General features: G+C 62.8%; 24 protein-coding genes, 2 pseudogenes and 1 riboswitch. Of the genes and pseudogenes, 13 read left to right on the top strand and 13 right to left on the bottom strand.

Annotated elements, in window-relative coordinates:
• The first annotated feature begins 6 nt into the window (after positions 1–6).
• Together EHW12_RS18310 and EHW12_RS18305 are read left to right on the top strand one after the other, a co-directional pair.
• Positions 7–2,547, top strand: coding sequence for a sensor histidine kinase KdpD (locus tag EHW12_RS18310; protein ID WP_003944466.1), 2,541 nt, complete (start codon positions 7–9; stop codon positions 2,545–2,547).
• Entirely contained in the window at positions 2,544–3,224 is a 681-nt protein-coding gene (locus EHW12_RS18305; RefSeq protein WP_003944545.1) for a response regulator, read from the top strand. Before EHW12_RS18310 ends, EHW12_RS18305 begins: the two co-directional genes overlap by 4 nt.
• Before the next feature lie 9 nt (positions 3,225–3,233).
• On the opposite strand, the gene EHW12_RS35340 is transcribed toward EHW12_RS18305, so the two are convergent.
• From EHW12_RS35340 to EHW12_RS18295, 3 genes and pseudogenes are all read right to left on the bottom strand, one after another.
• Positions 3,234–3,335, bottom strand: a complete 102-nt coding sequence (locus tag EHW12_RS35340) for a zinc-binding dehydrogenase (protein WP_241199180.1) — start codon at positions 3,333–3,335, stop codon at positions 3,234–3,236.
• A gap of 193 nt (positions 3,336–3,528) precedes the next feature.
• A pseudogene (locus EHW12_RS18300) lies at positions 3,529–4,206 on the bottom strand (alcohol dehydrogenase catalytic domain-containing protein); the annotation flags it as partial.
• A gap of 8 nt (positions 4,207–4,214) precedes the next feature.
• On the bottom strand, positions 4,215–4,676 hold the full coding sequence (locus EHW12_RS18295; protein ID WP_030536603.1) for a MarR family transcriptional regulator: 462 nt from the start codon (positions 4,674–4,676) through the stop codon (positions 4,215–4,217).
• 122 nt (positions 4,677–4,798) lie between these two features.
• Here EHW12_RS18295 and dinB point away from each other — a divergent pair, with 122 nt between their 5' ends.
• Positions 4,799–6,097 (top strand): DNA polymerase IV, encoded by a 1,299-nt coding sequence (dinB, locus tag EHW12_RS18290; RefSeq protein ID WP_125051427.1) that lies wholly within the window; start codon positions 4,799–4,801, stop codon positions 6,095–6,097.
• Here dinB and EHW12_RS18285 read toward each other — a convergent pair.
• On the bottom strand, positions 6,094–7,374 hold the full coding sequence (locus tag EHW12_RS18285) for an LLM class flavin-dependent oxidoreductase (RefSeq protein ID WP_125051425.1): 1,281 nt from the start codon (positions 7,372–7,374) through the stop codon (positions 6,094–6,096). The genes dinB and EHW12_RS18285 overlap by 4 nt on opposite strands.
• A complete protein-coding gene (locus tag EHW12_RS18280) occupies positions 7,374–8,138 on the bottom strand; it encodes a 3-oxoacyl-ACP reductase (RefSeq protein ID WP_030536601.1) in 765 nt (254 codons plus the stop codon). The genes EHW12_RS18285 and EHW12_RS18280 overlap by 1 nt, the downstream gene beginning before the upstream one ends.
• Positions 8,139–8,155: 17 nt before the next feature.
• A riboswitch (TPP riboswitch) is annotated at positions 8,156–8,249 on the bottom strand.
• A gap of 138 nt (positions 8,250–8,387) precedes the next feature.
• On the opposite strand from EHW12_RS18280, the gene EHW12_RS18275 reads away from it, so the two are divergent.
• On the top strand, positions 8,388–8,828 hold the full coding sequence (locus tag EHW12_RS18275; protein ID WP_007731093.1) for a DoxX family protein: 441 nt from the start codon (positions 8,388–8,390) through the stop codon (positions 8,826–8,828).
• Positions 8,829–8,931: 103 nt separating this feature from the next.
• Positions 8,932–9,921, top strand: a complete 990-nt coding sequence (locus EHW12_RS18270) for a diiron oxygenase (RefSeq protein ID WP_125051423.1) — start codon at positions 8,932–8,934, stop codon at positions 9,919–9,921.
• Here EHW12_RS18270 and EHW12_RS18265 read toward each other — a convergent pair.
• Positions 9,918–10,667 carry a TetR/AcrR family transcriptional regulator gene (locus EHW12_RS18265; RefSeq protein WP_042924100.1) on the bottom strand — a complete coding sequence of 250 codons (750 nt, stop codon included), beginning with the start codon at positions 10,665–10,667 and terminating at the stop codon, positions 9,918–9,920. The two genes, EHW12_RS18270 and EHW12_RS18265, sit on opposite strands and share 4 nt — an antisense overlap.
• A 96-nt stretch (positions 10,668–10,763) precedes the next feature.
• Between EHW12_RS18265 and recO the strand changes: the two genes are divergently transcribed.
• The 3 genes from recO to EHW12_RS18250 are packed head-to-tail and all read left to right on the top strand — an operon-like array spanning position 10,764 to position 12,773.
• Positions 10,764–11,579, top strand: coding sequence for a DNA repair protein RecO (gene recO / locus EHW12_RS18260; protein WP_029255636.1), 816 nt, complete (start codon positions 10,764–10,766; stop codon positions 11,577–11,579).
• Positions 11,536–12,354: an isoprenyl transferase gene (locus EHW12_RS18255; protein ID WP_030536597.1), complete on the top strand. Its 819-nt coding sequence runs from the start codon at positions 11,536–11,538 to the stop codon at positions 12,352–12,354. The genes recO and EHW12_RS18255 overlap by 44 nt, the downstream gene beginning before the upstream one ends.
• Positions 12,351–12,773, top strand: coding sequence for a YbjN domain-containing protein (locus EHW12_RS18250; protein WP_019749000.1), 423 nt, complete (start codon positions 12,351–12,353; stop codon positions 12,771–12,773). Before EHW12_RS18255 ends, EHW12_RS18250 begins: the two co-directional genes overlap by 4 nt.
• A gap of 5 nt (positions 12,774–12,778) precedes the next feature.
• On the opposite strand, the gene EHW12_RS18245 is transcribed toward EHW12_RS18250, so the two are convergent.
• Both EHW12_RS18245 and EHW12_RS18240 read right to left on the bottom strand, forming a co-directional pair.
• A complete protein-coding gene (locus EHW12_RS18245; protein WP_003944514.1) occupies positions 12,779–13,210 on the bottom strand; it encodes a Fur family transcriptional regulator in 432 nt (143 codons plus the stop codon).
• A gap of 11 nt (positions 13,211–13,221) precedes the next feature.
• Complete coding sequence (locus EHW12_RS18240; protein WP_223257795.1) at positions 13,222–13,509, bottom strand: metalloregulator ArsR/SmtB family transcription factor; 288 nt, start codon at positions 13,507–13,509, stop codon at positions 13,222–13,224.
• Between the two features lie 294 nt (positions 13,510–13,803).
• Between EHW12_RS18240 and EHW12_RS18235 the strand changes: the two genes are divergently transcribed.
• Together EHW12_RS18235 and EHW12_RS18230 are read left to right on the top strand one after the other, a co-directional pair.
• Positions 13,804–15,195 carry a glycine--tRNA ligase gene (locus EHW12_RS18235; protein WP_003944491.1) on the top strand — a complete coding sequence of 464 codons (1,392 nt, stop codon included), beginning with the start codon at positions 13,804–13,806 and terminating at the stop codon, positions 15,193–15,195.
• 94 nt (positions 15,196–15,289) lie between these two features.
• The gene (locus EHW12_RS18230; protein WP_003944459.1) at positions 15,290–15,871 is read left to right on the top strand and encodes a dihydrofolate reductase family protein; all 582 of its coding nucleotides are present in this window, start codon (positions 15,290–15,292) and stop codon (positions 15,869–15,871) included.
• Here EHW12_RS18230 and EHW12_RS18225 read toward each other — a convergent pair.
• Together EHW12_RS18225 and EHW12_RS18220 are read right to left on the bottom strand one after the other, a co-directional pair.
• On the bottom strand, positions 15,846–16,337 hold the full coding sequence (locus EHW12_RS18225; RefSeq protein ID WP_054781578.1) for a MepB family protein: 492 nt from the start codon (positions 16,335–16,337) through the stop codon (positions 15,846–15,848). The genes EHW12_RS18230 and EHW12_RS18225 overlap by 26 nt on opposite strands.
• 48 nt (positions 16,338–16,385) lie before the next feature.
• Complete coding sequence (locus EHW12_RS18220; RefSeq protein ID WP_054781579.1) at positions 16,386–16,751, bottom strand: nuclear transport factor 2 family protein; 366 nt, start codon at positions 16,749–16,751, stop codon at positions 16,386–16,388.
• Between the two features lie 138 nt (positions 16,752–16,889).
• Between EHW12_RS18220 and EHW12_RS18215 the strand changes: the two are divergent.
• A pseudogene (locus EHW12_RS18215) lies at positions 16,890–17,695 on the top strand (helix-turn-helix transcriptional regulator).
• Here the strand turns inward: EHW12_RS18215 and EHW12_RS18210 are convergent.
• Together EHW12_RS18210 and EHW12_RS18205 are read right to left on the bottom strand one after the other, a co-directional pair.
• Positions 17,670–18,407, bottom strand: a complete 738-nt coding sequence (locus EHW12_RS18210) for a polyprenol monophosphomannose synthase (RefSeq protein WP_003944487.1) — start codon at positions 18,405–18,407, stop codon at positions 17,670–17,672. The pseudogene EHW12_RS18215 and the gene EHW12_RS18210 sit on opposite strands and share 26 nt — an antisense overlap.
• A 99-nt stretch (positions 18,408–18,506) precedes the next feature.
• A complete protein-coding gene (locus EHW12_RS18205; protein ID WP_030536592.1) occupies positions 18,507–20,573 on the bottom strand; it encodes a TPM domain-containing protein in 2,067 nt (688 codons plus the stop codon).
• Between the two features lie 180 nt (positions 20,574–20,753).
• On the opposite strand from EHW12_RS18205, the gene EHW12_RS18200 reads away from it, so the two are divergent.
• Together EHW12_RS18200 and EHW12_RS18195 are read left to right on the top strand one after the other, a co-directional pair.
• Positions 20,754–21,332 (top strand): YdcF family protein, encoded by a 579-nt coding sequence (locus tag EHW12_RS18200; RefSeq protein WP_128638009.1) that lies wholly within the window; start codon positions 20,754–20,756, stop codon positions 21,330–21,332.
• Positions 21,333–21,337: 5 nt separating this feature from the next.
• A complete protein-coding gene (locus EHW12_RS18195; protein ID WP_125051421.1) occupies positions 21,338–22,636 on the top strand; it encodes a deoxyguanosinetriphosphate triphosphohydrolase in 1,299 nt (432 codons plus the stop codon).
• A gap of 13 nt (positions 22,637–22,649) precedes the next feature.
• On the opposite strand, the gene EHW12_RS18190 is transcribed toward EHW12_RS18195, so the two are convergent.
• The gene (locus EHW12_RS18190) at positions 22,650–24,200 is read right to left on the bottom strand and encodes a serine/threonine-protein kinase (RefSeq protein WP_125051419.1); all 1,551 of its coding nucleotides are present in this window, start codon (positions 24,198–24,200) and stop codon (positions 22,650–22,652) included.
• Positions 24,201–24,231: the final 31 nt, after the last annotated feature.

Below are 24,231 nucleotides of genomic sequence, written 5' to 3'. Positions count from 1 at the left end.
TGTCACGTGAGTTCTTCGGAGAAGGTCGGTCAATCTTTCGGTAGGGCACGCAAACGTGGTGAATTGCGTATCTACCTCGGCGCTGCGCCCGGCGTCGGAAAGACCTTCGCGATGCTCGGTGAGGCTCATCGGCGTCGAGATCGTGGCTGTGACGTGGTCGCGGCCGTCGTGGAGACACACGGCCGCGCCCGCACCGCGGCGCAGATCGGAGACCTCGAAACAGTGCCGCCCAAGCTGGTGGATTATCGCGGAACACGGATGCCGGAACTGGACGTCGAGGCCGTGTTGGCTCGGCGTCCGGCCCTTGTCCTGGTGGACGAGTTGGCACATACCAACACGCCAGGGAGCAAGAATCACAAGCGCTGGCAGGACGTACAGGAACTGCTCGAAGCCGGGATCGACGTTCTGTCCACGGTCAACGTGCAACACCTCGAAAGCCTCAACGACGTTGTCGCGCACATCACCGGCGTGGTTCAGCAGGAGACGGTTCCGGACGCGGTAGTGCGTAGTGCGGCGCAGGTCGAGCTGGTCGACATCACCCCGGAGGCGCTGCGCCGCAGACTTTCTCACGGAAACGTGTATTCACCAGAACGGGTCGATGCGGCCTTGGGCAATTACTTCAGACGCGGAAACCTCACGGCGCTACGCGAACTGGCTCTGCTGTGGGTGGCCGATCAGGTGGACGCCGCACTGGCGAAATACCGGGCCGAGAACAAGATCACCGATACCTGGGAAGCGCGCGAGCGTGTCGTCGTTGCCGTGACCGGGGGACCGGAGTCGGAAACCCTGGTACGACGCGCATCTCGAATCGCGTCGAAGTCGAGCGCCGAGCTGATGGTGGTCCACGTCGTACGCGGTGACGGACTCACCGGAGTCTCGGCCCCCGAGATGGGCAAGGTGCGCGCGTTGGCTGTCGGAGTCGGCGCCACGCTTCACACTGTTGTCGGTGACGACGTACCGTCGACGCTCCTCGAGTTCGCGCGTGAGGAGAACGCCACACAGTTGGTGCTGGGAACGTCGCGGCGTTCCCGCCTGGCTCGCATCCTCGACGAGGGGATCGGCGCTGCGGTGGTTCAGCAGTCCGGTGGTATCGACGTTCACATGGTCACGCACGAGGAAGCGACGGCGCGACGACGCATTTCGGTGCTGGGGCGCTCGGAGCGCCGGGTCCTGTCGTGGATTGCGGCGATCGTCGTGCCTTCGCTCGCGGCCGCGATCATGGGTCTCGTCGACCGAATCTCCGGGGTCAACGGCGAGAACGCGCTGTTCTTCGTCGTGGTCGTTCTGGTCGCCCTCCTCGGCGGCGTCGGCCCGGCGATATTGTCGGCCCTGATCTCGGGACTGCTGCTCAATTACTTCTTCACCGATCCGCGGTACAGCTTCACCATCGCCGAACCTGACAACTTCATCACCACTGTCGTGCTGTTGATCGTGGCTGTGGCAGTTGCCGTTCTGGTCGACGCCGCAGCAAAGCGCGCCCGCGAGGCGAAGCGCGCATCCGAGGAAGCCGAACTGCTCACACTGTTCGCGGGATCAGTTCTCCGCGGAGCGGATCTGTCGACACTTCTGGCGAAGGCACTCGAAATCTATCGCCAGCGAGGGGTTTCCGTCATTCATCACGACGACGGAGTCATCGCCGCCGTGGGTACGCAGCCGCCGACCACGGACGACGAAGCGGATACGGTCTGTGAGGTCAACGACGGGGAATACGCGCTGTTGTTGGCTGGGCCCGACCTGAGTGCGCGGGATCGACGAGTGCTGACGGTGGTGGCTCACCAAGCAGTTGGGATGATCCGCCAGGAGAAACTGACAGTCGAGGCGAGCAAGGCTGCCGCGCTCACCGAGGCTGATCAACTGCGTCGAGCCCTGCTGTCAGCGGTAAGCCATGACCTGCGAACGCCTCTCGCCGGAGTGAAGGCGGCGGTGTCGAGTCTGCGCAGCGACGACATCGAGTTCTCGCCCGAAGACACCGCTGAATTGTTGGCAACCATCGAGGAGTCGGCGGATCAGTTGACGGCGCTGGTCGGGAACTTGCTCGACTCGTCCCGACTTGCCGCCGGGGTGGTGAAACCCACGCTGCGGCCGGTGTATCTGGACGAGGTGGTTCACCGCGCGTTGCTGGGCCTCGGCATCGGTGGACGCTCGGATTCGCGGGCTCGAAGTGTAGTCGTCGACGTGGGTACCGTTGCAGTGCAGGCAGATCAAGGTCTGCTCGAGCGGGTGATTGCGAACATCGTCGACAACGCTCTGCGCTACGGGGGAGAAACCCCGGTGCGCGTCGGGGCGGCGCAACTCGGTGATCGTGTGGTGATCAGTGTTGCCGATACGGGCCCAGGTGTTCCGCGAGGTGAGGCCGAAACGATGTTCCAGCCGTTCCAACGGATGGGAGATCGCGACAACACCGGCGGAGTGGGCCTCGGACTTTCCGTGGTGCGCGGATTTGTCGATGCGATGGGCGGAACGGTCAGCGCCACAGACACACCTGGTGGGGGATTGACGATGATCGTGGAGTTGGCTGCGGCCGGTACGAATGGGAATGGATCATGAGTCGAATCCTGGTAGTGGACGACGAACCGCAGATTCTGCGAGCTCTGCGTATCAATCTTTCGGTGCGCGGGTACGAGGTGGTGACCGCGTCGACGGGCGCCGGTGCCTTGCGGGCTGCTGCCGAGCGTCCACCGGACGTCGTGGTACTCGATCTCGGACTGCCCGACATGGACGGCACCGAAGTGCTTGCCGGCCTGCGTGGCTGGTGCACGGCGCCGGTCATCGTGCTGTCGGCGCGCACGGATTCCGCGGACAAGGTCGAGGCTCTCGACGCCGGTGCGGACGACTACGTCACCAAGCCCTTCGGGATGGACGAGTTTCTGGCCCGCGTGCGCGCTGCGGCGAGGCGGGGAACCTCCGCGGCGGACACTTCGGAACCGTCGGTCGAGACCGCGTCCTTCACGGTGGACTTGGCTGCGAAAACAGTGAGTCGGCGCGGTGAACAGGTGCACCTGACTCCGACCGAGTGGGGCATGCTCGAGATGCTTGTGCGCAACCGCGGAAAGCTGGTCGGGCAGAAGGAGTTGCTTCGGGAAGTGTGGGGACCGGCGTACGACACCGAGACCCACTATCTACGTGTCTACCTGGCTCAACTTCGTCGGAAGCTCGAGGATGACCCGGCGAACCCCAAGCATCTGATCACCGAGGCAGGAATGGGTTATCGATTCGTGGTGTGAGAAGCCAGGTCAGAGCACAACTACCAATTTGCCACGTGCCGTACCGGCTTCCATCTTGGCATGTGCTCGCGCGATGTCCTCGAACGCGAACACCTCGTCGATCGGTACCACCGCCTCGCCTGACGCCACAGCGGAGAGGAAGTCTTGCAGTACGCCGGCCGGCAGGCAGGTCGGACGCGTCCCCACCGTACGAGGTCAATCGCACTCCGCGTGGAATGTAGTCGATCGGATAAAAGTCTTTGACTGTCCACTCGTTGGACAGCATTCCCGTGAAACACACGGTGCCGTGAACGCGGGTCGCGCGCAACGTGTCGGGAAGTGTTGGTGTTCCGACCAATTCGAGGGCCAGATCAACACCGCCCGGGAGGATGTCTCGAACCTGGCCGGCCACAGCACCGTCGTCGACGATAACGTGGTCAACCCCGATCGCGGTCAACGACGACGCTTTGCTCGCATCTCGGGTGGTCGCAAGGACAGTGAGCCCCCACTGCTTCGCCAGGACTGCGGTTGCCATGCCGACCGAGGAGGTTCCTCCCCGGATCAACAGGGATTGACCGGATTTCGTGTCCAGTCCTACCGTCAGCGAGCCGTAGGACGTCTGCAGCATCTCGGGAACAGCTCCCACTGTCGACCAGTCCAGTTCGCTCGAGAAGGGAACGACCTGACTGACGGGAACGCACGTGTACTCGGCATAACCGCCGTCGAACGTCCTCCCCATCCCACCCATCATGGCGGCGACTTGCCGGCCTTCGGTGAGCTCCCCGCCGGGGCAGTTCACCACTTCGCCGACGGCCTCGATGCCCAGCACCCTCGGGAATGTCACGCCTTCGGCGAGGCCGAGGCGGGTGTGAAGTTCGGATCGATTGAGGCCGAAAGCCTTCACCCGGACCAGTACCCAGCCCGCAATCGGCACGGGTATCGGAATCACTTTGATAGTCAATGCTTCTGGCGGGCCGGGGGCGTCGAGCACGATTGCGCGCATTGTGCCGGTCATGCTTTTTCCTTCGTGGTCGGTGTCAGGTTTCGATTGGCTTCACGCAGCGTGGCCAGTGTGGCGCCGAATCGATCGAGAGCGTCGGGCGTCAGCACGGAACCGAGACGGCGCTCCAATTCGTCGTCGAACGTTGCCTTCGCCCGCCGCAACAGCTCATTGCCCTCGGGAGTCAACTCGATGAGTGAGGATCGTTTGTCGGTGGGATTGGATTTTCGACGGCAGTGTCCAGCCGCTTCGATTCGATCCACCAGCTTGCTCGTGCCACCGACGGTGATCGCGAGGGCCTCGGCGATGTCGAAGACCCGACAGGAGCCGAGCCTGTCGATGATCTGCATCGGCTCGAATCGACTCAGTGGCAGGTCGTGCTCGATTCGGAGTCGCTGGTCGACGGCCGTCCACAGTTCGGTTTCGAAGCGGACGAGGTTGTCGAAGTGCCTGCTCAGGGCTGATCTGGTCAAGAGCAGACTCCGAACCGATATGCATTCCGTGGAATCATTCTTTCACCGTACGCCCGATTCGTGATTAATTCCATGGAATCTATTTCCGAACCTTACGCAGTGTCGGTGGGTCATGGGAACATATGTTCGTGTCATATGAACCGCTGGACCAAGAAACGCCAGGTAATCACCCTGGCGGTGCTCGTTCCGGCGGTAATCATTCTGGCGGTAGTCGGTACACAGGTGACGCAACAATCCTGCATGCGGACCTCGATTCGTTCTACGCATCAGTCGAGCAACGCGACGACCCGACTCTGGCCGGCAGGCCGGTCATCGTCGGTGGTGGGGTGGTCTTGGCGGCAAGCTACGAGGCCAAGGCGTTCGGGGTTCGCACAGCCATGAGCGGTGGTCAGGCCCGATCACTGTGTCCTCAGGCGATAGTCGTCCCTCCGCGAATGTCGGCGTACTCGCAGGCGAGCAAAGACGTGTTCGACGTCTTTCACGACACGTCGCCGCTGGTCGAAGGAATCTCCATAGACGAGGCCTTTCTCGAGGTCGGCGGGCTCGCCAAGATCGTGGGAAACCCGCTGCAGATCGGAGCCAACCTCAGACGCGATGTGGCCGAGCAGGTCGGACTACCGATCACGGTCGGAATCGCACGCACCAAGTTCCTGGCCAAGGTCGCCAGTGCATTCGCGAAACCCGACGGATTGCTGCGAGTGCCGCCGGAGGGCGAGACCGAGTTCCTGCATCCCTTGCCGGTCGAGAAGCTGTGGGGCGTCGGCAAGATCACGGCCCAGAAGCTGCGAAACTTCGACATCGTGACGGTGGGTGACATCGCTCGGCACGACGAATCCTCGATCGTCTCGATTCTCGGGGGCGGCGCCGGTCGCCATCTCTACGCACTCTCACACAATCGAGATCCGCGCCCCGTCCGCGCCTATCGTGGCCGCAGTTCGATGGGTGCTCAGCATGCGCTGGGGCGCGGATCCCATCCCCGCGCAGAACTCGATGCGTCGTTGATGTCCCTTGTCGACCGTGTCAGTCGACGCATGCGTTCGGCGCAGCGGACGGGGCGCACGGTCACGCTCCGGCTCCGCTTCGCGGATTTCACGCGGGCAACTCGATCTCACACGCTGCGCCGGTCCACCGCCGACACAGCGGAATTGCTGAGCGCCTCGATGGTGCTGCTGGACGAAGCGATACCGATGATCGCGGACAAGGGCATCACGTTGATCGGTGTCGCTGTCTCCAACCTGGATCGGGACGGCGCCGAACAACTCGAATTGCCCTTCGACGGTCCAGGATTCGCGGGTCCGGACACTGCCGCCCTCGACTCGGCAATGGACAGTGTCCGGAAGAAGTTCGGCTCCGCGGCCCTCACGAGGGGAGTGCTCCTGGGACGCGATCCGGACCTGTCGGTGCCGCTACTGCCGGACTAGGTGAGGTTTTCTCGCAGAGTCGCTCCCTCGTATTCGCGACGGAACAACCCACGCGCCTGCAGCACCGGAATCACGTGATCGACAAAATCTTCCAGACCCTGCGGATAGGTCGGCGGCATCAGATTGAAACCGTCGGCACCGCGGCCGTTCAACCAGGATCCCATCTCGTCGGCAATCGACTCCGGTGTTCCGATCATCGTTGCGTGACCACCACCCGCAGCGAGCGTCCCGAGGAGTTCCCGCACAGTCGGTGCGTCCTTCTCGACGATCCGCAAAATAGTGGCGTAGCGGCCCTGCGGCCCGGTGAACGCTTCGAGTGGAGGCAACGGGGGCACGGGCCCGTCGAGATCCCAGTTCTCGCAATCCTGTCCGGTGAACAACGAGAGTTGGCGTATCGACTGTTCGGTGGGCAGCAGGAGATCGAGTTCGGCCTTCTTCGCCCTGGCCTCGGCGACGGTGCTGCCGACGTAGGTGACCAGTCCCGGCATCACGGCGACCGAACTCGAATCCCGGCCGGCTCGCTCGATTCTCGATTTCACGTCCGCGTAGTAGGCCTGTGCGCTGGGTAAGTCGTAGGCAACCGAATAGATTGCCTCGGCGCGACGCGCCGCCAGATCGCGACCCTGCTCGGACGCCCCGGCCTGAAACAAAACCGGTCTGCCCTGCGGGGATCGAGGAACCGTCAACGGGCCGTCGACACGAAAATGCTTGCCGTCGTGATCGATGCGAGAAGTCTTGCCTGCGTCGGCAAAACGTCCCGCCCGGTCGAGGATCAGCGCGTCTTCCGACCACGAATCCCACAATGCGAGGGCCACTTCGACAAATTCGTCGGCTCGTTCATATCGGGAGGCGTGATCGGGCATCGCCTCGAGTCCGTGGTTGCGCGCCTCCTGGTCGAACATCGAGGTCACGACGTTCCAGCCGGCCCGTCCGCCGCTGATGTGGTCGAGCGAGGCCAACAGTCGTGCCGCGTGGAATGGCGTGTAGAAAGTGGTGGAAATGGTGGTCACCAGGCCGATGTCCGCTGTCGCTCGTGCCATGGCAGTCAGTGCGGTGATCGGCTCGAGAAACCACGATGCACCCGACTCGGGTTCGCGAACACTGTGACCGTCAGCGAAGAAAACGGCGTCCAGCTTTCCGCGTTCGGCGATCTGGGCGAGCGACTCGTAATACGTGATGTCGCCGAGACTTTCGACCGGTGAGTCGCGATGACGCCATGCCGCACTGTGATGTCCGCACCCGAGCAGGAACGCACCTATCCGTAATTGCGCGCCCATCAGTTCTTGACGAGTCCGCCGTCGACAACCAGGTTCTGACCGGTCACGGCCCGTGACCATGGTGAGGCGAAAAAGAGTGCAGCGTCGGCAAATTCGTCCGGCGTGGTGACTCGGCGCAGGGGAGTGCTTGCCGCGATCATGTCGAAGACGGCTTCCGGTGTTGCGGCGCTCGCATCGGTGGTGCGGAGCAAGCCGCCCGAGACCATGTTGACTGTGATCCCGTCCGGACCGAGGTCGGCGGACAGTGTCCGTGTCAGTGCCAACAGTGCGGCCTTGGCAGCGGTGTAGTCGTGGTACGGAACTACCGGATTCTGGACCAGATTGGTTCCGACAGTGATGATTCGGCCGAAGCCGAGTTCGCGCATGCCTGGTAGCGCTGCCTGGGTGGTATTGAGTGTTCCGGCAACAGCTCCGCGTAGTTGAGAGTCGAAGTCGGCCCAGGTGATCGTGTCCGCGCTCGGCCGGGCGTCGCCGTTGAACGAGAAGTCGACGAGTGCATTGTCGACCACGGTCGATATCGGTGCGTCGAATCTCTCGCGTGCAGCGGAGAACAACTGGTCGACGGAACTGCGGTCCGTCACGTCCGCCTGGACTGCGAAGGTGCGTTCCTCACCCAGTTCGGCGACCAGGGCCTCGGCGGCATCGCGGCTCTTGTTGTAGTTCACGATTACTCTGGCGCCCGAGCGGGAGAATGCTCGGCTCAGTGCGGCGCCGAGCCCGCGGGCGCCACCGGTGATCAGAACGATCTGCTCGTCGAGGTTCAATGCGCGCTGAAATTGCTGTTCGGTCACGTCGACATCCCTCCGCCAGTGCTAACTGGTCAGGTTCATCGGGTCTGATCTCAGCCGACTTTTTCGGCACCCCGTGTCACCGTCCATCAGACCACGTGAGGTGAATCGTCCTGAACGCCGGGTGCGTTGTAACGGCCGGCGCGATGAGTTTTCGATCGCGCGGGAGTCGTAATTGCAAGCGAAGTGGCAACCGGCCGCTCGCCTTCGCCCCAGGAGATTCCGATGACCACCCAGCCCGTCCACAACGAAACTGTTTCCGGTGACGCCACGACGACGACACCTTCGGCCACGGCTCGCAAGCTCGGATACGTCCTGAGTGGGCTGTTCGTCGTTTTCATGCTCTTCGACGGCATCATCCACATTCTCAACCTTCAGACAGTCGAGGATGCGTCGGCTGAACTTGGGTTGCCGGACTCGCTGGCATTGACGGCTGGGGTGGTGCAACTGATCTGCCTTGCGCTGTACGTGATTCCGCGAACGTCGATACTCGGCGCGATTCTGCTCACCGGTTACCTGGGGGGAGCGGTGTTGACCAACCTTCGAGCTGAACAGCCTCTGCTGAGCACGACCCTGTTTGCCGTCTACACCGGAATCGTCATGTGGGCGGGACTGTATCTCCGGGACGAGAAGGTTCGCGAGATCATCCCGCTGCGTCGGGCCTGAAATAGGCCCCCGAGGGGGTTGCGTGGGACGCGGTGTCCCATTATGTTTGACCTCATTCAAGTCCGTCGACTGCAATCGACGGACTGGCCGTGAGGAGACACCGATGGCTCGGTCAGCGTCGATCGAAGTGGAAAAGCCGTACCACCAGGTACTGCAGACTTTGTCCGAGGGCTCAGTTGCCCGCAGTTTCGATCCCTATCTCGACATCGACTGGGATTCAACAGAGTTCGCGATCGATCCGCATGATCCGAGATGGGTGCTCTCGTCCGTGTCGGACCCCCTCGGGGCGACGCAGTGGTACCAGGATCAGTCGTTGGAGCGTCGAATCGCCATGGGAATGTGGCGTCAGGCGAACGTGACCAAGGTGGGTTCGGCCTTCGAGAGCATCTTGATCCGGGGGATGCTGCAATACATCATGGCGCTACCCAACCAGTCGCCTGAGTTCCGGTACTGCCTGCACGAGATGACCGAAGAGTGCAATCACATCCAGATGTTCCAGGAACTCGTCAATCGCATGGACATCGACGTGCCGGGTATGCGTCCGATGTTCCGGCGGCTGTCGCCGATCATCGGGGTGCTGGGAGCAAAGTTCCCGGTCATCTTCTTCATCGGCATTCTGGCTGGTGAAGAACCGATCGACCACTTCCAGAAGGATCTCATCCGTGAGGGTAAGGACACGCCGCCGGCGATGCTCCGCACCATGGAGATTCACATCGCCGAAGAAGCGAGACACATCTCGTTTGCTCACGAGTTCCTGCGCAATCACGTCCCCAGACTCAGTCGTACGAGTCGAGCCATCACATCGGTCGCCTTCCCCGGCGCGATGCGTTGGCTTGCGGGTGAAATCATGTCACCGCCAAAGGAATTCGCCGAAGAATTCGGAATCCCGGACGAGGTGATGAAGAGCGCCTTCTGGGGGAGCCCGCATTCACGCCGCATCCTGGGTAACTACTTCGGCGAAATGCGAGCCCTGGCAGACGAACTCGGATTGATGAATCCGGTGTCGAAGCGTGCGTGGCGAAAGCTGCGCATCGACGGCGACTACGCCCGCTACCGCGGCGAGCCGAAGCGTTCCGACAAGACCCGGATCTAGTCCGGCCGCGAAGTTCCTCCGTCGGAGGACACCAGCTCGGCTATGAGCGTGGACAATTCGACATGGGGATCGATCTGTAGTCCGCTCGAGCGGGCAACGCCGTCGAACATGTACCAGGTGTATTTCGCGAGGTCGGCGACGATCTCTTCGCGGCTCGGCTTCGGATCGGTGCTTCGGACCCAGTGGGTGAGCGTGCCCTCGACCATTGTCACCACTGCGAACGGTAGTGAATCGAAGGGTGAGGAGTCGATCCCCACGGATCGACCGACTTCGGTGATAGTGGTGAGGGCGGAGTCGGCGATTGTGGCCTTCAGACTGCTGATCGCGTCGATGCTCTCGTCGTCGTAGTCGGTGGGGCCGGTACCCATGAACTCGTGAATCCGCGGATGCTCGGTGATCCACTCGGCGACGGCGCTGATGGTTCGGGTCAGGATCTGGTCGAGAGTGCCTACCGAAATGCTCATCGAAGCATCCAGGGCCGCCGCAAATTGGCCGAGCACGAACGCTCGCACTCGTCGATCGAGGTCGTCTCGGCCGCTGAATTGGCGGTACACCACCGACTTGGCGAGGCCGGCACGATCGGCGATCTGCTGGACGGACACCTCGGCACCTGCCGCACGCTCTTCGATCAGTTCGACCGCCGAGGTGAGTATCCGTTTCTGACGCTCGGAGTTGTGTCGCTCCCACCGCGCTTCGCGACCGGTCAACTCTGCAGTGACAGGTTGCACAATTGCGTCGCTCGGCATCGCGCCAGTCTATCCGGACGGACCTGCCGTGTTTCCGACTTGTCATCGGGCGCGGCATCGGGATCGGTCGTCGGTACAACGTGGGACACTGGTCGAGTGAGGTTGTATCGAGACACGGCGGTGGTGCTGCGCCTGCACAAACTGGGCGAAGCCGACCACATCGTCACGTTGCTCACCCGTCAGTTCGGGTTGGTACGTGCCGTGGCCAAAGGTGTCCGCCGAACCACCTCCAAATTCGGTGCCAGACTCGAACCGTTTGCTCACATCGACGTGCAACTACTTCCGGGCAAGAATCTCGACATCATCACTCAGGTGCAGACGGTCGACGCATTCGCCACCGACATCGTCGACGACTACAGCCGGTACACCACGGCCTGCGCCGTACTCGAAACTGCCGAGCGGTTGGCCGGCGAGGAACGCGCGCCGGCCCCGCAGCTTCAGCGATTGACGGTGGGAGCACTGCGTGCGATCGCCGAGCAGGCACGACCGGTCGAGTTCGTGCTCGACGCGTTCTTGTTGAGAGCCATGGGCTATGCGGGTTGGGCGCCTGCCCTCGAAGAGTGCGCCCGCTGCAGTGCTCCTGGACCGCACCGGGCCTTTCATGTCGCCGCAGGCGGAGCCGTGTGTACCTATTGCCGCCCGGCGGGTGCTGCGACGCCGTCGCCCGGAGTGCTCGACTTGATGGAAGCCCTGCTCCGAGGGGAGTGGGAGGGTACCGATTCGGCGCCCGCGACGCTGCGGACGCAAGCCAGCGGACTGGTCGCGGCACACCTGCAGTGGCATCTCGAGCGCCAATTGCGGACGTTGCCGCTGATCGAGCGTTCGAGGCCGCATGCAGCCGTCGAGGTCGACTTGCCCGTGAGGCAGGATGGAACACGTGATTCGACGACGCGAACCGCGAACTCCGCTTGATTCTGCTGCTGACCGGGTGATCCGACCACCGGACCCACATCCGTCCGGGGCGACCCCGCCGATCCTGCAGACCGAACTGATCCCGCGCCACGTCGCTTTGGTGATGGACGGCAACGGACGATGGGCGCAGGAGCGCGGTCTGCCCCGAACCGCCGGGCACGAACGCGGCGAAGCTGTCCTGATGGACACCGTCTGCGGGTGCATCGAGATGGGTGTCGAGTGGCTCTCCGCTTACGCCTTCTCCACCGAGAACTGGAAGCGCAGTCCCGACGAGGTTCGATTCCTGATGGGCTTCAACCGTGATGTCATCCGCCGTCGACGCGACGAGATGAACGAAATGGGTGTGCGTGTTCGCTGGGCCGGTCGTAAGCCACGCCTGTGGGCCAGCGTGATCAAGGAACTCGAGATCGCCGAAGAACTGACCAAGAACAACACCGTCATGAACTTGACCATGTGTGTGAACTACGGCGGCCGGGCCGAAATTGCCGATGCGGTAAAGGAAATCGCGAAGCGTGTCGCGGCCGGTGAGATCAATCCGGACAAGATCACCGAGGCGACGGTTGCCAAGTACCTCGACGAACCCGAAATGCCCGACGTCGATCTCTTCCTGCGTCCGTCGGGGGAACAGCGGACGTCCAATTTCTTGATCTGGCAATCTGCCTACGCCGAAATGGTGTACCAGGAGAAGCTGTTTCCCGATTTCGACCGCCGCGACCTTTGGGCCGCCTGCGTCGAGTACGCCTCACGTGACCGTAGATTCGGTGGCGTCAAATGACAGGGGAGAACATGACCGACACCACCGACGAAGCAGCCCGCCTACAAGAACGCGCGGCCGCCTCGCTGGCGCATTTCGTGACGGTCGATGTGGCTGCCGACGGATCACTGGGTTTCCAGTACTCCGGCGCGCTGTGTTCCATCCAGGCGATGAATCTGTCCGAGGGTCTGGACGTGCTGTCCATGACGTGTGTTCTCGCATGGGACCGACCGGTGAGCGCGGCACTGCATCGCAAGGTGGCCGAGCGGAATCGCACCATCCAATTCGGCTCCATCGCGGTGTTCGGCCACGGCAGTCTGGCGGACGTCATCCTGCGTTACACGTTCCCTGCCGCCGGACTGGACGACGAGGCACTGACCACGATGTTGCTACTGGCGCTCACCGGTGCCGATACCGCCCGGCAGGGTTTGATTCCCTGACGCTCTCAGGCGGCGGCGCAGTCGCGGCAGGTGCCGAAGATCTCGACGGTGTGACTCACTTCGGTGAAACCGTTGTCCTCGGCGATGGTCTGTGACCACTGCTCGACCGTCGGGCCCTCGACCTCGACGGTGAATCCGCAGTTGCGGCACACCAGGTGATGGTGGTGCCCGGAGGAGCAGCGTCGGTAGACGGACTCACCTGTGTCGGTGCGTAGGACGTCGATGGTTCCGGCGTCGGAGAGTGCCTGCAGCGTGCGGTAGACGGTGGTCAGGCCGATGCCTTCACCTCGCTTGCGCAGTTCGTCGTGCAATTCCTGTGCCGACTTGAATTCGTCGATGTCGTCGAGCAGGGCGGAGATGGCGCTGCGCTGTTTCGTGGAACGAACGCCGACTGTGGCCGGTCCACGTTTCGAGGTCGTACTGCCCGGGGTGTTCATGCGGTGGAATCTCATCCTTCTTCGGCGTGGGCGACAGCGTCGACGACGATGTGTGCAAGGTGATCGTCGACGAGTCGATAGAGAACTTCTCGTCCGTTGCGCTCGCCGCGGACGACGCCCGCTGCTTTGAGTACGCGCAGATGCTGGCTGATGAGTGGCTGAGTGACACCGAGAGCTCCGACGAGTTCGTGAACGCAACGCTCCGACTCGTGCAACTGAAGCACGATCGCGATCCGAACGGGTGCAGCGAGCGCCCGCAGAATTTCGCCGGCTGCCGCCAGGGTTTCCTTGGGCGGCACGGGCGCGGGCGGTGCGGCTTCGAACGGGTCGTGCGTGTGTCCGAGGTCGGAATGATCATGGCTTTTGTGGAGATCGCCGGTATCCGCAATGCTCACAGCGAGGCTCCTTCGAGGGGTAGATCATGATGTCCGGGCATAGCCATCTCACCACATTATTGCAAATCACTTTCATTTTGATATGCACAAGTATGCATGTCAACCTTGGACGGAAGTGCGTGGCAGCCGCCAGATAGGCTGATGGTGCGAAAAGCGCACGAAAATCATGCATCTATTACCCAGATGGAGAGCAATCGAGTGGCACCCAAGTCCAAGATCGAAGCCGTTGTCAATCTCGCCAAGCGGCGAGGCCTGGTCTACCCGTGCGGTGAGATCTACGGCGGTACCAAGTCCGCATGGGACTACGGCCCATTGGGTGTCGAGCTCAAGGAGAACATCAAGCGCCAGTGGTGGCGCAACATGGTCACCAGCCGCGAGGACGTTGTCGGCCTCGACTCGTCGGTGATTCTGCCCCGCGAGGTGTGGGTCGCGTCCGGTCACGTCGGTGTCTTCAACGACCCGCTCGTCGAGTGCCTCAACTGTCACAAGCGTCACCGTCAGGATCACCTGCAGGAGGCGTACGCGGAGAAGAAGAAGCTCGACAACCCGGACGACGTCTCGATGGATGTCATCGGTTGCCCCGATTGCGGCACCGTCGGCCAGTGGACCGAGCCGCGCGACTTCAACATGATGCTCAAGACGTACCTCGGCCCCGTCGAGAGCGAAGAGGGCATGCACTACCTGCGCCCCGAGACCGCACAGGGCATCTTCGTGAACTTCGCCAACGTGCTGACCACCTCGCGTAAGAAGCCGCCGTTCGGCATCGGTCAGATCGGCAAGAGCTTCCGTAACGAGATCACCCCGGGCAACTTCATCTTCCGCACCCGCGAGTTCGAGCAGATGGAGATGGAATTCTTCGTCAAGCCGGGCGAGGACGAGCAGTGGCATCAGTACTGGATCGACTACCGCCTTGACTGGTACACCGGCCTCGGTATCAACAAGGACAACCTGCGTCTGTACGAGCATGCGCCGGAAAAGCTTTCGCACTACTCGAAGGGCACGACCGACATCGAGTACCGCTTCCACTTCCAGGGCAGCGAATGGGGCGAGCTCGAGGGCATCGCGAACCGTACCGACTTCGATCTCTCGACGCACTCCAAGCACTCGGGCACCGAGCTGAACTACTACGACCAGACGACGGGCGAGCGGTACACGCCCTACGTCATCGAGCCGGCGGCGGGTCTCACGCGTTCGCTGATGGCCTTCCTGGTCGACGCCTACACCGAGGACGAGGCGCCCAACTCCAAGGGCGGCGTCGACAAGCGCACAGTGCTGCGACTGGATCGCCGACTCGCTCCCGTCAAGGCTGCCGTTCTGCCGCTCTCGCGTAACGCGGACCTGACTCCGAAGGCCAAAGATCTTGCAGCGCAGCTGCGTCAGAATTGGAACGTCGAGTTCGACGACGCCGGCGCCATCGGTCGTCGTTACCGTCGCCAGGACGAGATCGGCACACCGTTCTGCATCACGGTCGACTTCGACACTCTCGAAGACCAGGCTGTGACGGTGCGTGAGCGTGACTCCATGGCGCAGGAACGCGTCGCCCTCGATCAGGTGGAAAGCTACCTGGCCGCACGGCTGATCGGCTCCTGATTCTCGTTCGAAGCTGACGGGCGGTCCTTCTCAATCGAGAAGGACCGCCCGTTTTCTCTTTCCCCGATGGTCCTTCAGGCGCAGGATCGAAGTTATGAGAAAACTCAGCGTGACCAACAGCGTGACTCTCGACGGTGTCATGCAGGCACCTGGTGGGCCGGACGAGGACCGTCGTGGCGGATTCGAGCACGGTGGGTGGGCAGCACCCTTCAACGATTCCGTCATGGCGCAGAAGATGGGGGAGGGGATGGCGAAGAAATCGGAGTTGCTGTTCGGCCGCAAAACCTACGAAAACTTCGCCTCGTACTGGCCGTTTCAGACCGACAATCCGTTCACCGAGGTGCTCGACAACACGCAGAAGTACGTAGCGTCAAGGACTTTGGGTGAACCGCTGCCGTGGAAGAACTCGACCTTGTTGAAAGGTGATGCCGCCGAAGCGGTCGCCACGCTCAAGGAAAGTGAGGGCCCGGATCTGGTGATTCTGGGCAGCGGCGACTTGATCACGTCCTTGGCCGAGCGACGTCTCGTCGACACCTACACTCTGCTGATACATCCGCTGGTTCTCGGAACCGGGCGCAGATTGTTCCCCGACGGAGCTGCGCTCGCTCAGTTCACCCTCACCGACAGCGTCCCCACGACAACAGGCGTCATCATCGCGACGTATCAGTTGAGCTGAACACAGTTGAGCTGAACACAGTCGAGCTGAGTACATCAGGGAACTCGCCGAAATGCCGGATCTGCCAGCGCTGAGTTCTGACTGCTTGCGCGCTGGTCGGCGTAACCCAGGGTGCATAGACCCGGACAGCGCGCTTACCGCCGGAGAAGTTCGTCGAGACGATGTCGTGTTCGACGAGGGTTTCGACGGGAAAGACGAAGTGCCCCGAATGCTCTTCGTCGTATACCTTCACCACGAACAGCATCACGCGGTCGCTGGCGTCGAATGGGCGGATGGGCCCGGCCTCGGAACGGCGCCACAGTGTGACGAACTGACCGAGCTTGGTCGGCGTCGTCTTGGCGGTTCGATAGACGGTGGGAAGGCCGTTGACGGTCAGCGTGTGAGCGTCGTACTCAGCACCCTCGGACTCGGGAATCGGTGTGGACCAGGTAAATCCGTCGGCGTTCATCGGCACCGATGATGCCACGAACCACCGACAACCTTCGTGACGAACGCTGTCGGTGGTAGTCCCGATTCAGGCCGAAGGCACCTTGTCGAGAAACCCGAGGACAAGCGTCACCCGGCCGTCGTCGTCGCGTTCGAGTACGTCGAATCCGTCGATCAGTGACTCGGCCCCCGACGGGCCGAGAGCCCAACCGAATCGGGCCTGTCGGTGATGCGCGTCCACAGGTCCGACGAGGGTGAAGTGCATGCCCGGAAATTGTTGCTGCACAGCGTTGATCATCGCGTCGATCTGATCGTGTCCGGTGACGTCCGCGAGCGGATCGGTGTAGCGACCGCCGGGTGCGAACAATTGCTCGACCCGTGCTTTACGGGCGGTGGTATCGGTTTCGTTCCACATGTCGATGTAGGCGTCGGCGATTGCGTCGAAGTCGCTCATGGTCGCTCCCTTGATCAGTTTCCGGTGGTGAATGTCCGGCGGCCTCGCCGGCTGAGACCACTGTTCCTCCGAAACTGCGTCGGGTCGATTACCTCTGAGGTCATGGCCTCGGCTACCTCGGGTCGCTAACTTGAAAGAATGACCTTCGAGACGATGGACGTGGGCTCCGAACTCAAGCGGTGGCGGGAGCGGCGAAGGCTCACTCAGTTGGGACTCTCGGCGGCGGCAGGAGTGTCGACCAGGCATCTGAGCTTCATCGAAACCGGCCGCTCCAAGCCGAGCCGGGACATGATTCTTCACCTGTCCGAATGTCTGGATGTTCCTCTACGACAACAGAACACGCTTCTGCTGGCAAGTGGCCACGCGCCGGAGTACTCGCAGAAGTCGTTGGCAGAAGCGCCGATGTCAGCGGTGAGTGAGGCCATCGATCGCATCATCGACGCGCATGACCCGTATCCGGCCGTGGTGGTCGATCAGCAGTGGGAGATGGTCGCCGGGAACCAGGCCGTGGGAATTTTGACCGCGGGCGCCGCTGATTTCCTCCTGGAACCACCGGTGAACGTCTTGCGTCTGAGCTTGCATCCCGAGGGCATGGCGCCGCGGATCGTGAACCTCGCGCAGTGGCGGGCCCACCTGCTCACAAGGCTGGCTCGGAAGTGGAGGTCAGTGCGGATGCGCAGCTGTCGTCGTTGCTCGACGAGCTGCGCGCCTATCCCAGCGGCGGAGACTGGCACGACGACCGCGCGAATTCCCTGCTGGTTCCGTTGCGTCTACGCGTCGGCGATACCGAACTGGCGATGTTCAGCACCACCACAGTGTTCGGTACGCCGCGCGACGTCACGCTCGCAGAGATTGCGATCGAATCGTTCTACCCGTCGGACACGCAGACGGCCGACTACTTTCGATCGGCCGCCGAGGTCACAGGGACTTCTTGCCGAACTTGAGCTTCCACGGCACCAGTGCAGACTCCAACTGAACCGAGAGACTCATCTTGGAGACGCCTTCGGTGCGCTCCTCGAAGCGGATGGGCGTTTCGGCGATCTTCATGCCGCGCTGAACAACTCGGTAGTTCATCTCGACCTGGAACGCGTAGCCGTTGCTCTGCACCGATTCGACGTCGATGTCGCGCAAGGTCTTTGCATGCCACGCCTTGAAGCCGGCGGTCGCATCCTTGACGTGCAGTCGCAGAATGGCGTTGACGTAGAAGTTCGCCCAGGCGGACAAAGCCTTGCGGTGCCACGGCCAGTCGCCGGCGACTGCGCCGCCTTCGACATAGCGGGAGCCGAGAACGACTGCCGCATCGGTAGTGGTGAGGATCTCGATCATGGCGGGGATCGCCTCGGACGGGTGCGAGAGATCTGCGTCCATCTGAATGACGATGTCTGCGTTCTCCGCCAGAGCCCGGCTCATGCCCGCGACGTAAGCACGGCCGAGTCCGTCCTTGACCGTGCGGTGAAGCACTCCGACCGGGATGGGACCGTCGATACCCAACTTGTCCGCAACCTCACCCGTGCCGTCGGGGGAGTTGTCATCCACCACGAGGACGTGCAGGTTCGGGATCTTCAACGCGGCGAGGCGATCGACGAGCTTTGGCAGGTTCTCACGCTCGTTGTATGTGGGTACAACGACGGTTATCTGCGGGGCGACGCTTTCCATAACACCTTCGTATGATCTGTGATCCCGACTTGCCGGATGAAGCGTACGACGAGTGCGGTCGTGAACAAAGTAGGGATTTTACTACCTCGACGGGATCCGTCAGAACCGGCCGCCGCCGCCTCGACTGGTTCGGCCGCCGCCCCCGCCGCCGAAACCACCGCCGCCGCCACCGCGACCGGAGCGTCCGCTGCTGCTCGGTCCGCCGTACGAACGGGGCCCTCCGCCACCTCGCAGAATGCTGTTGATCAGGATGCCGCCGAGGATCGCTCCTGTCGCATCGCCGCCGCCGCCACGGGGTCGTTGGTTTGCTTCCCAGGTGTTGACGTCGTTCTGCGCGGCGCGAAGTGAGTGCGTCGCCAAGGTGGTCGCGGCCTGGGCGTGTTGCAGCGCCTTCGACGGATCCGAGGCCTGCAATTGCTGGGCCGCCTGCAGGTGCCGCTGAGCCTCGGCGTAGCGAGTGCGCGCCTCCGCTCCGATCGCGCCGCGCCTGGTTCCGAGGAAGTCGCCTGCAGCGGTCACCTGAGCCTGTGCGGCCAGAATGTCCTGGGCGAGGCGCTGCTGTGCACGTTCGAGCTGCTGCTTCTGCTCCTGAGCGTCGGCAAGAAGCGCGTCGAGTTGGGCGTCGGCTGCGACGATCTGGTTGAAGGCTGTCAGCGGATCGCTGTCCTTCGACGTCTGAGCATTCGCCAACGCTGCCTGGGCTGCGGCCTTCGCGTCCGCCAACTTCTGCCCGCCTTGCGCCAGGTAAGCGTCCGCAGCGGTGATGCCCTGCTGGACGTCGTCCATCGCGGACGGAAGTGTCGCGATGGCGTTTCGGATGTCGTCGGCGGCGTGATCGACGCCGTCGAGTAGCTTGCGTGCCTGATCGAGGGCGGCTTCGGCCGTGCGAATCGCAGTGACGGCAGCGCCTTGCTTACCGGCCGGCAGTGCCGTCGCGTCTCGTCCTTCCTCGATCGACTTCTCGGCGAGCGTCAGGCGCTCACTCGCCATCGTGACGTTGTTCACGACCGATGCCAGCGTCGGCGCGGGGAATTGATCCTTCAATTTGGTCAGAATCGCCTCGGATTCGGGCAAGCGCACGCTGAGAGAAACAACACTCTGCGTCAACGCATCGAGACGGGCGGGGGCGTTGATGAGAAGGTCGCGAAGCCCGTCGAACTCCTCGACGCGAGCTTCGAGTTCTTGGTCGGCTCGACCGCACGAGGAAATGATGTCGATCAGCATCTGGCGGCGTTGATCGGGAGTTTCCGGGATGGCGTCGTCGAGTCGCTGCCTGATCGCGAAGGCTTCGGCGAGGGTGGCCTTGGCCTTGTCGAATGCTGCCGAGAAGGGTGCGACGGCGGAATCTCCGAACTCGCTGCGGGCCAGATCGAGTTCCTCCTGGCTGCCGGCGATCGCGTTGTCCGTCTCGACGAGGATCTCCTTCGCGCGTTCGTCGAGCGTTGGCAGCGGGAGTGCATTGAGGCTGGCGATGTCGTCGGGGGAGATGTTCTTCGCGGCTTCGACGCTTGCCTTGTTCTTGTCGTTCTTGCGCTTGCGTGAGTACAGGACCACGCCGCCCGTCCCGACCACCACAGCGCCGCCCGCGATGAGGAGTGTTCCGACTCCCATTCCGCCGCTCGTGTTGTTCGCGTCGCCGAGTGCGCCGGCCGCGGCAATCGCCGCGCCGGTCCAATCATCCTCGGCGAGAGCCGGTTCCACCGCGTCGGTATTGATCGATTCGATGTCGGAATCCGTGATGTTGCTCAGCTCAGCGGGCACATCGAGGTAGTAAGCACGCTCCGCCGTGGCAACTGCAAGCAGGACGGACTTGGTACTCAGCGTCGACTTCGTGGCTGTCTGCTGCGCCCACGCCTGGCCACCCAGGTTGTTGAAATCGGGGACGAACGCGACCCACAGATCGATCTGGTGGTCCTCGCCGAGTTGATCGATCGCGGCTTGTATGTCGCTGCGTTGCCCGGCGTCGAGAACCCCGGAGGTGTCGGTGATGTGATTCGGCAACACCATCGGGGCGTCCGCCGAGGCGAGCGCAGGACTGAAGACGAGCGCCAGCAGAGCGAAAATCGCAGCGACGGCGGCGGCGCTTCCCCGACGGCGAACGGGTCGGGTGATTGTCCGACTCTGCTCTACCGAGGACAACTGCGAGAAGTGTGGTGCGAGGGCCATGACGCAAATCTATCCGTTGTGGCGCGTCGGCATCGGAGGTGATCGCCGCGAACTGGCAGAATTGCGGGAGTGAAACCTGCTTTCGGTAACCGCCCCCACGACCCATCACCCTCACGGGCGGGCGGCTTCGGGGCAGGATTGGCTCGCTGGACGCGCCGACTGATCGCCGGTGCAGTGTTGATGGCCGTGGTTCTGGTCGGGGGTACTGCGTTCCGGGTGTGGCAGGTGGCGCGCATCGACGACACGCGGCCGGCCGACGCGATAGTCGTTCTGGGCGCGGCTCAGTATTCCGGCACTCCGTCGTCCGTCTTCGAGGCCCGACTCGAGCAGGCGTACAAGCTGTACAAGCGCGGAGTGGCGCCGCAGATCATCACTGTCGGCGGTAAACAGGAAGGCGACGAGTACACCGAAGCGGCGTCGGGAAAGATGTATCTGACCGATCGCGGAATTCCTTCGAGTGCGATCACCGCGGTGGAGACCGGTTCGGACACACTGCTCAGCATCGACGCAGTCAGTGCCGAGATGTCTTCGCAGGGAATCAATTCCGCCGTCCTGGTCAGTGATCCGTGGCACTCCTTGCGAACGCGGACGATGGCCCGCGACACGGGCCTTCAAGCGTGGACCGCACCTACTCGTCAAGGCCCGGCTGTGTTCACCCGCGAATCCCAGTTACACGGAATCGCTCGCGAAACCGGCGCGCTGCTCTGGTATCAGCTCACGCACTTCTCGGCAGACTTCCCCTACACGGCAGGGCAATAGAGACCATGACAGCTCACACCACCTACGGAGGCGGCACCTACTCCGAACACGACCTCGAACGTCGTGTCGTCGAGGCGCCGAAGCGAGCGGGGTTGCCGGGTTCGCAGATCGCAGCGGCGCAGCATCGTTCGGACTTCTCGCGAGATCGGGCCCGCGTCCAACACTCCGCGGCTTTGCGGCGGCTGGCCGACAAGACCCAGGTTGTCGGCCCGCGCGACGGTGACACGCCTCGTACGCGGTTGACACACTCGATGGAGGTCGCACAGATCGGGCGAGGGATTGCCGACGGACTCGGTTGCGATCCGGACCTGGTGGACCTCGCCGGTCTCGCGCACGACATCGGGCACCCACCGTACGGTCACAACGGCGAGAAGGCCCTCGACGAAGTCGCCAAGGACTGCGGAGGTTTCGAGGGCAATGCGCAGAATCTGCGGATCTTGACCAGCCTCGAACCCAAGATCCTGCGCCCCGACGGTCTGAGCGCAGGCCTCAATCTCACCAGGGCGTCACTCGACGCAGCCATCAAGTATCCCTGGACCCGCCCTGAGCCCGGCGCGAAGTTCGGGGCATACGACGACGACGCAGAGGTGCTCGCCTGGGTTCGCGAGGGAGCGCCCGAGCGTCGGCAATGCCTGGAAGCTCAGGTCATGGACTGGGCCGATGACATCGCCTATTCCGTGCACGACGTGGAGGACGGGGTGATCGCAGGCCGCATCGACCTTCGCTCGCTTGCCGATCCGTCCGAGCAGCGTGCACTGGCAGAACTGGGGGCCTCCGAGTTTCGGGGGTTGGTAGTCGACGATCTGATCGAAGCCGCCCAACGGCTGTCCGAACTCCCCGTCGTACGCGGGGTCGGAAGTTTCGACGGAACACTCGGAAGTTCCGTCGCGTTGAAGAATCTTACGAGTGAATTGGTGGGTCGCTTCGCCACCGCGGCGATCGCCAGCACCCGGCTGACACACGGTGACCGACCCCTCTCGCGCTATCAAGCCGACCTCGACGTACCCGAGGCCGTCGCATCCGAGGTGGCGTTGCTCAAGACCGTAGCGCTGTATTACGTGATGTCCGACGCCGGACACAAGGCGCGTCAGGATCGGCAGCGTGATCGTGTTCATCGCGTCGCGGAATGGCTGCTGGCAACTGCGCCGGCCGGGCTCGATCCGATCCTGCTGCCCGCGTGGGAACGCGCCGCGGACGACGGTGCTCGGGTCCGGGTAGTGGTGGATCAGATCGCGTCGTACACGGAGAGTCGGCTCGAACGGGTGGACAAAGCGAGCCTGGGCGCGCAGGCCAGCTGGGGCTGAGCCACTTACGCCTTCAGCAGGTCATCCGCGTCGACGGGTCGGTAGTGGTATCGAGCCACTTGCCGTAAGCGTCGCCGCCTGCTGCGCGAACGTCCTTGCAGATCTTCGACTCGGTGTTCCCGGATTCGCGATACACCGTGTAGATCGCCGTCCCCGAATCGGAGACTTGACGCAGTGACGGGCAGGACTGGTCTGTGCGTAGGTATTTCGAGCCGGGGAACGCGTCGAGGTAGTTCTGGATCTCGCTGGCGTACGTTGCCGGATCGGTGGCATTGGCCAACACCACGATTCCGGTTCCTTTGCATGAGGGGACGGTGATCGGCTTGCTCACCCCGAGATCGCCGTTCTTCGTGGCGGGGTTCGGCGCCCGCGTGGTCGTGGTTGCCTGCTGTCCGGCGGTGGGTAGCGGCTCGAGCTTCGGCGTTCTGACCGGATCCTGAATGGGTGCCGGTGCCGACGTGGCGGTGGAAGCTGCTACAGCGGTTGGTGATTCGGGGCCCGAGTTCCCCAGCGTCACCCAGGCCGCCGTGCCTCCTGCGGCCAGAACGAGTGCAATTCCAGCCGCACCGATCGCGATCGGTGCTCGGTTTCGCTTGGTCTTTGTCACGATGTGCGTGTAGTTCCCGTGAGCGGGATTCGCCGTGGTGTAGGTGGGCTGCCCGACGATCGTGGGTTGCAATCCGCCGGCGGCACCGGGGGTATCGGTCGTCGAGAGGGCCTGCCGCGCTTGGAGTGCGAGCGCTCCCGTAGTCGGATAGCGGTGTGCGGGATCCTTTGCCATGCCGCGAGCCACGATGGCGTCAAGGCCTTGCGGGAGCGACGGAACCGCCAGTGTGGGGCGTGGCGGCGGAGCGTTCAGGTGCGAATTGACCAGATGCTCGATGCTTGTGGTGTTGAAAGGTGTTGTTCCGGTGAGTGATTGGTAGAGGACACAAGCCAGGGAATAGACATCCGCTGCGGCCGTCGGCGTTTCGATTCCGAACCGCTCCGGCGCCATGTATGCATACGAACCGACTGCGCTTCCCTCGGTGGTGATCTTCGTGTCCGTCTGTGAGTATGCGATTCCGAAGTCGACGAGGTAGGCGAAGCCGTTGTTCGTGAGAATGATGTTGTCTGGTTTGACGTCACGATGGATGAGCCCGCGGGCATGGGCGGCGTCCAACGCCGACGCGATTTGCGAGACGATGTCGACGGCTCGTACAGGCGTGAGTCGGCCGAATTCGGTCAACTCGGCTCGCAACGTATGACCTTCGACCAATCGCATGTCGATGAAGAGAACTCCGTCGATCTCGCCCCAGTCGTGCACAGGGATCACGTGCGGTTCGTTCAGGGCGGCGGTGGTGCGAGATTCTCGGCGGAAACGAGCTTGGAATGACGGGTCGGCCGCAAGCTCTCGATGGAGCAACTTGAGAGCGACCAGGCGATCCTTCGAGGTGTCGTACGCCTCGTACACTTCACCCATTCCGCCTCGGCCGAGGAGGCTACGCAACTCGTACACGCCGAATCGGGTTCCTGATCGCCCTTCGTGCGCGCTCGAGGCGTTTTCAGTCATCGTCGGTCCCATCGCTGCGTTGCAGAGTCGGCCATCAACATAT

Origin of the sequence: Rhodococcus sp. NJ-530 (assembly GCF_003860625.1) — a bacterium.
GTDB lineage: Bacteria > Actinomycetota > Actinomycetes > Mycobacteriales > Mycobacteriaceae > Rhodococcus_F > Rhodococcus_F qingshengii.
Note: the sequence above shows the minus strand (reverse complement) of the source record. Positions and strands in the feature narration are given on the sequence as shown.

Coding starts and splice junctions, on each gene's coding strand:
- EHW12_RS18305 (WP_003944545.1), top strand. CDS start 2,544: ATGAGTCGAATCCTGGTAGTGGACGACGAACCGCAGATTCTGCGAGCT.
- dinB (WP_125051427.1), top strand. CDS start 4,799: ATGTTCGTGTCATATGAACCGCTGGACCAAGAAACGCCAGGTAATCAC.
- EHW12_RS18285 (WP_125051425.1), bottom strand. CDS start 7,374: ATGGGCGCGCAATTACGGATAGGTGCGTTCCTGCTCGGGTGCGGACAT.
- EHW12_RS18275 (WP_007731093.1), top strand. CDS start 8,388: ATGACCACCCAGCCCGTCCACAACGAAACTGTTTCCGGTGACGCCACG.
- EHW12_RS18270 (WP_125051423.1), top strand. CDS start 8,932: ATGGCTCGGTCAGCGTCGATCGAAGTGGAAAAGCCGTACCACCAGGTA.
- EHW12_RS18265 (WP_042924100.1), bottom strand. CDS start 10,667: ATGCCGAGCGACGCAATTGTGCAACCTGTCACTGCAGAGTTGACCGGT.
- EHW12_RS18255 (WP_030536597.1), top strand. CDS start 11,536: ATGGAACACGTGATTCGACGACGCGAACCGCGAACTCCGCTTGATTCT.
- EHW12_RS18250 (WP_019749000.1), top strand. CDS start 12,351: ATGACAGGGGAGAACATGACCGACACCACCGACGAAGCAGCCCGCCTA.
- EHW12_RS18245 (WP_003944514.1), bottom strand. CDS start 13,210: ATGAACACCCCGGGCAGTACGACCTCGAAACGTGGACCGGCCACAGTC.
- EHW12_RS18230 (WP_003944459.1), top strand. CDS start 15,290: ATGAGAAAACTCAGCGTGACCAACAGCGTGACTCTCGACGGTGTCATG.
- EHW12_RS18220 (WP_054781579.1), bottom strand. CDS start 16,751: ATGAGCGACTTCGACGCAATCGCCGACGCCTACATCGACATGTGGAAC.
- EHW12_RS18210 (WP_003944487.1), bottom strand. CDS start 18,407: ATGGAAAGCGTCGCCCCGCAGATAACCGTCGTTGTACCCACATACAAC.
- EHW12_RS18205 (WP_030536592.1), bottom strand. CDS start 20,573: ATGGCCCTCGCACCACACTTCTCGCAGTTGTCCTCGGTAGAGCAGAGT.
- EHW12_RS18200 (WP_128638009.1), top strand. CDS start 20,754: ATGGCCGTGGTTCTGGTCGGGGGTACTGCGTTCCGGGTGTGGCAGGTG.
- EHW12_RS18195 (WP_125051421.1), top strand. CDS start 21,338: ATGACAGCTCACACCACCTACGGAGGCGGCACCTACTCCGAACACGAC.
- EHW12_RS18190 (WP_125051419.1), bottom strand. CDS start 24,200: ATGGGACCGACGATGACTGAAAACGCCTCGAGCGCGCACGAAGGGCGA.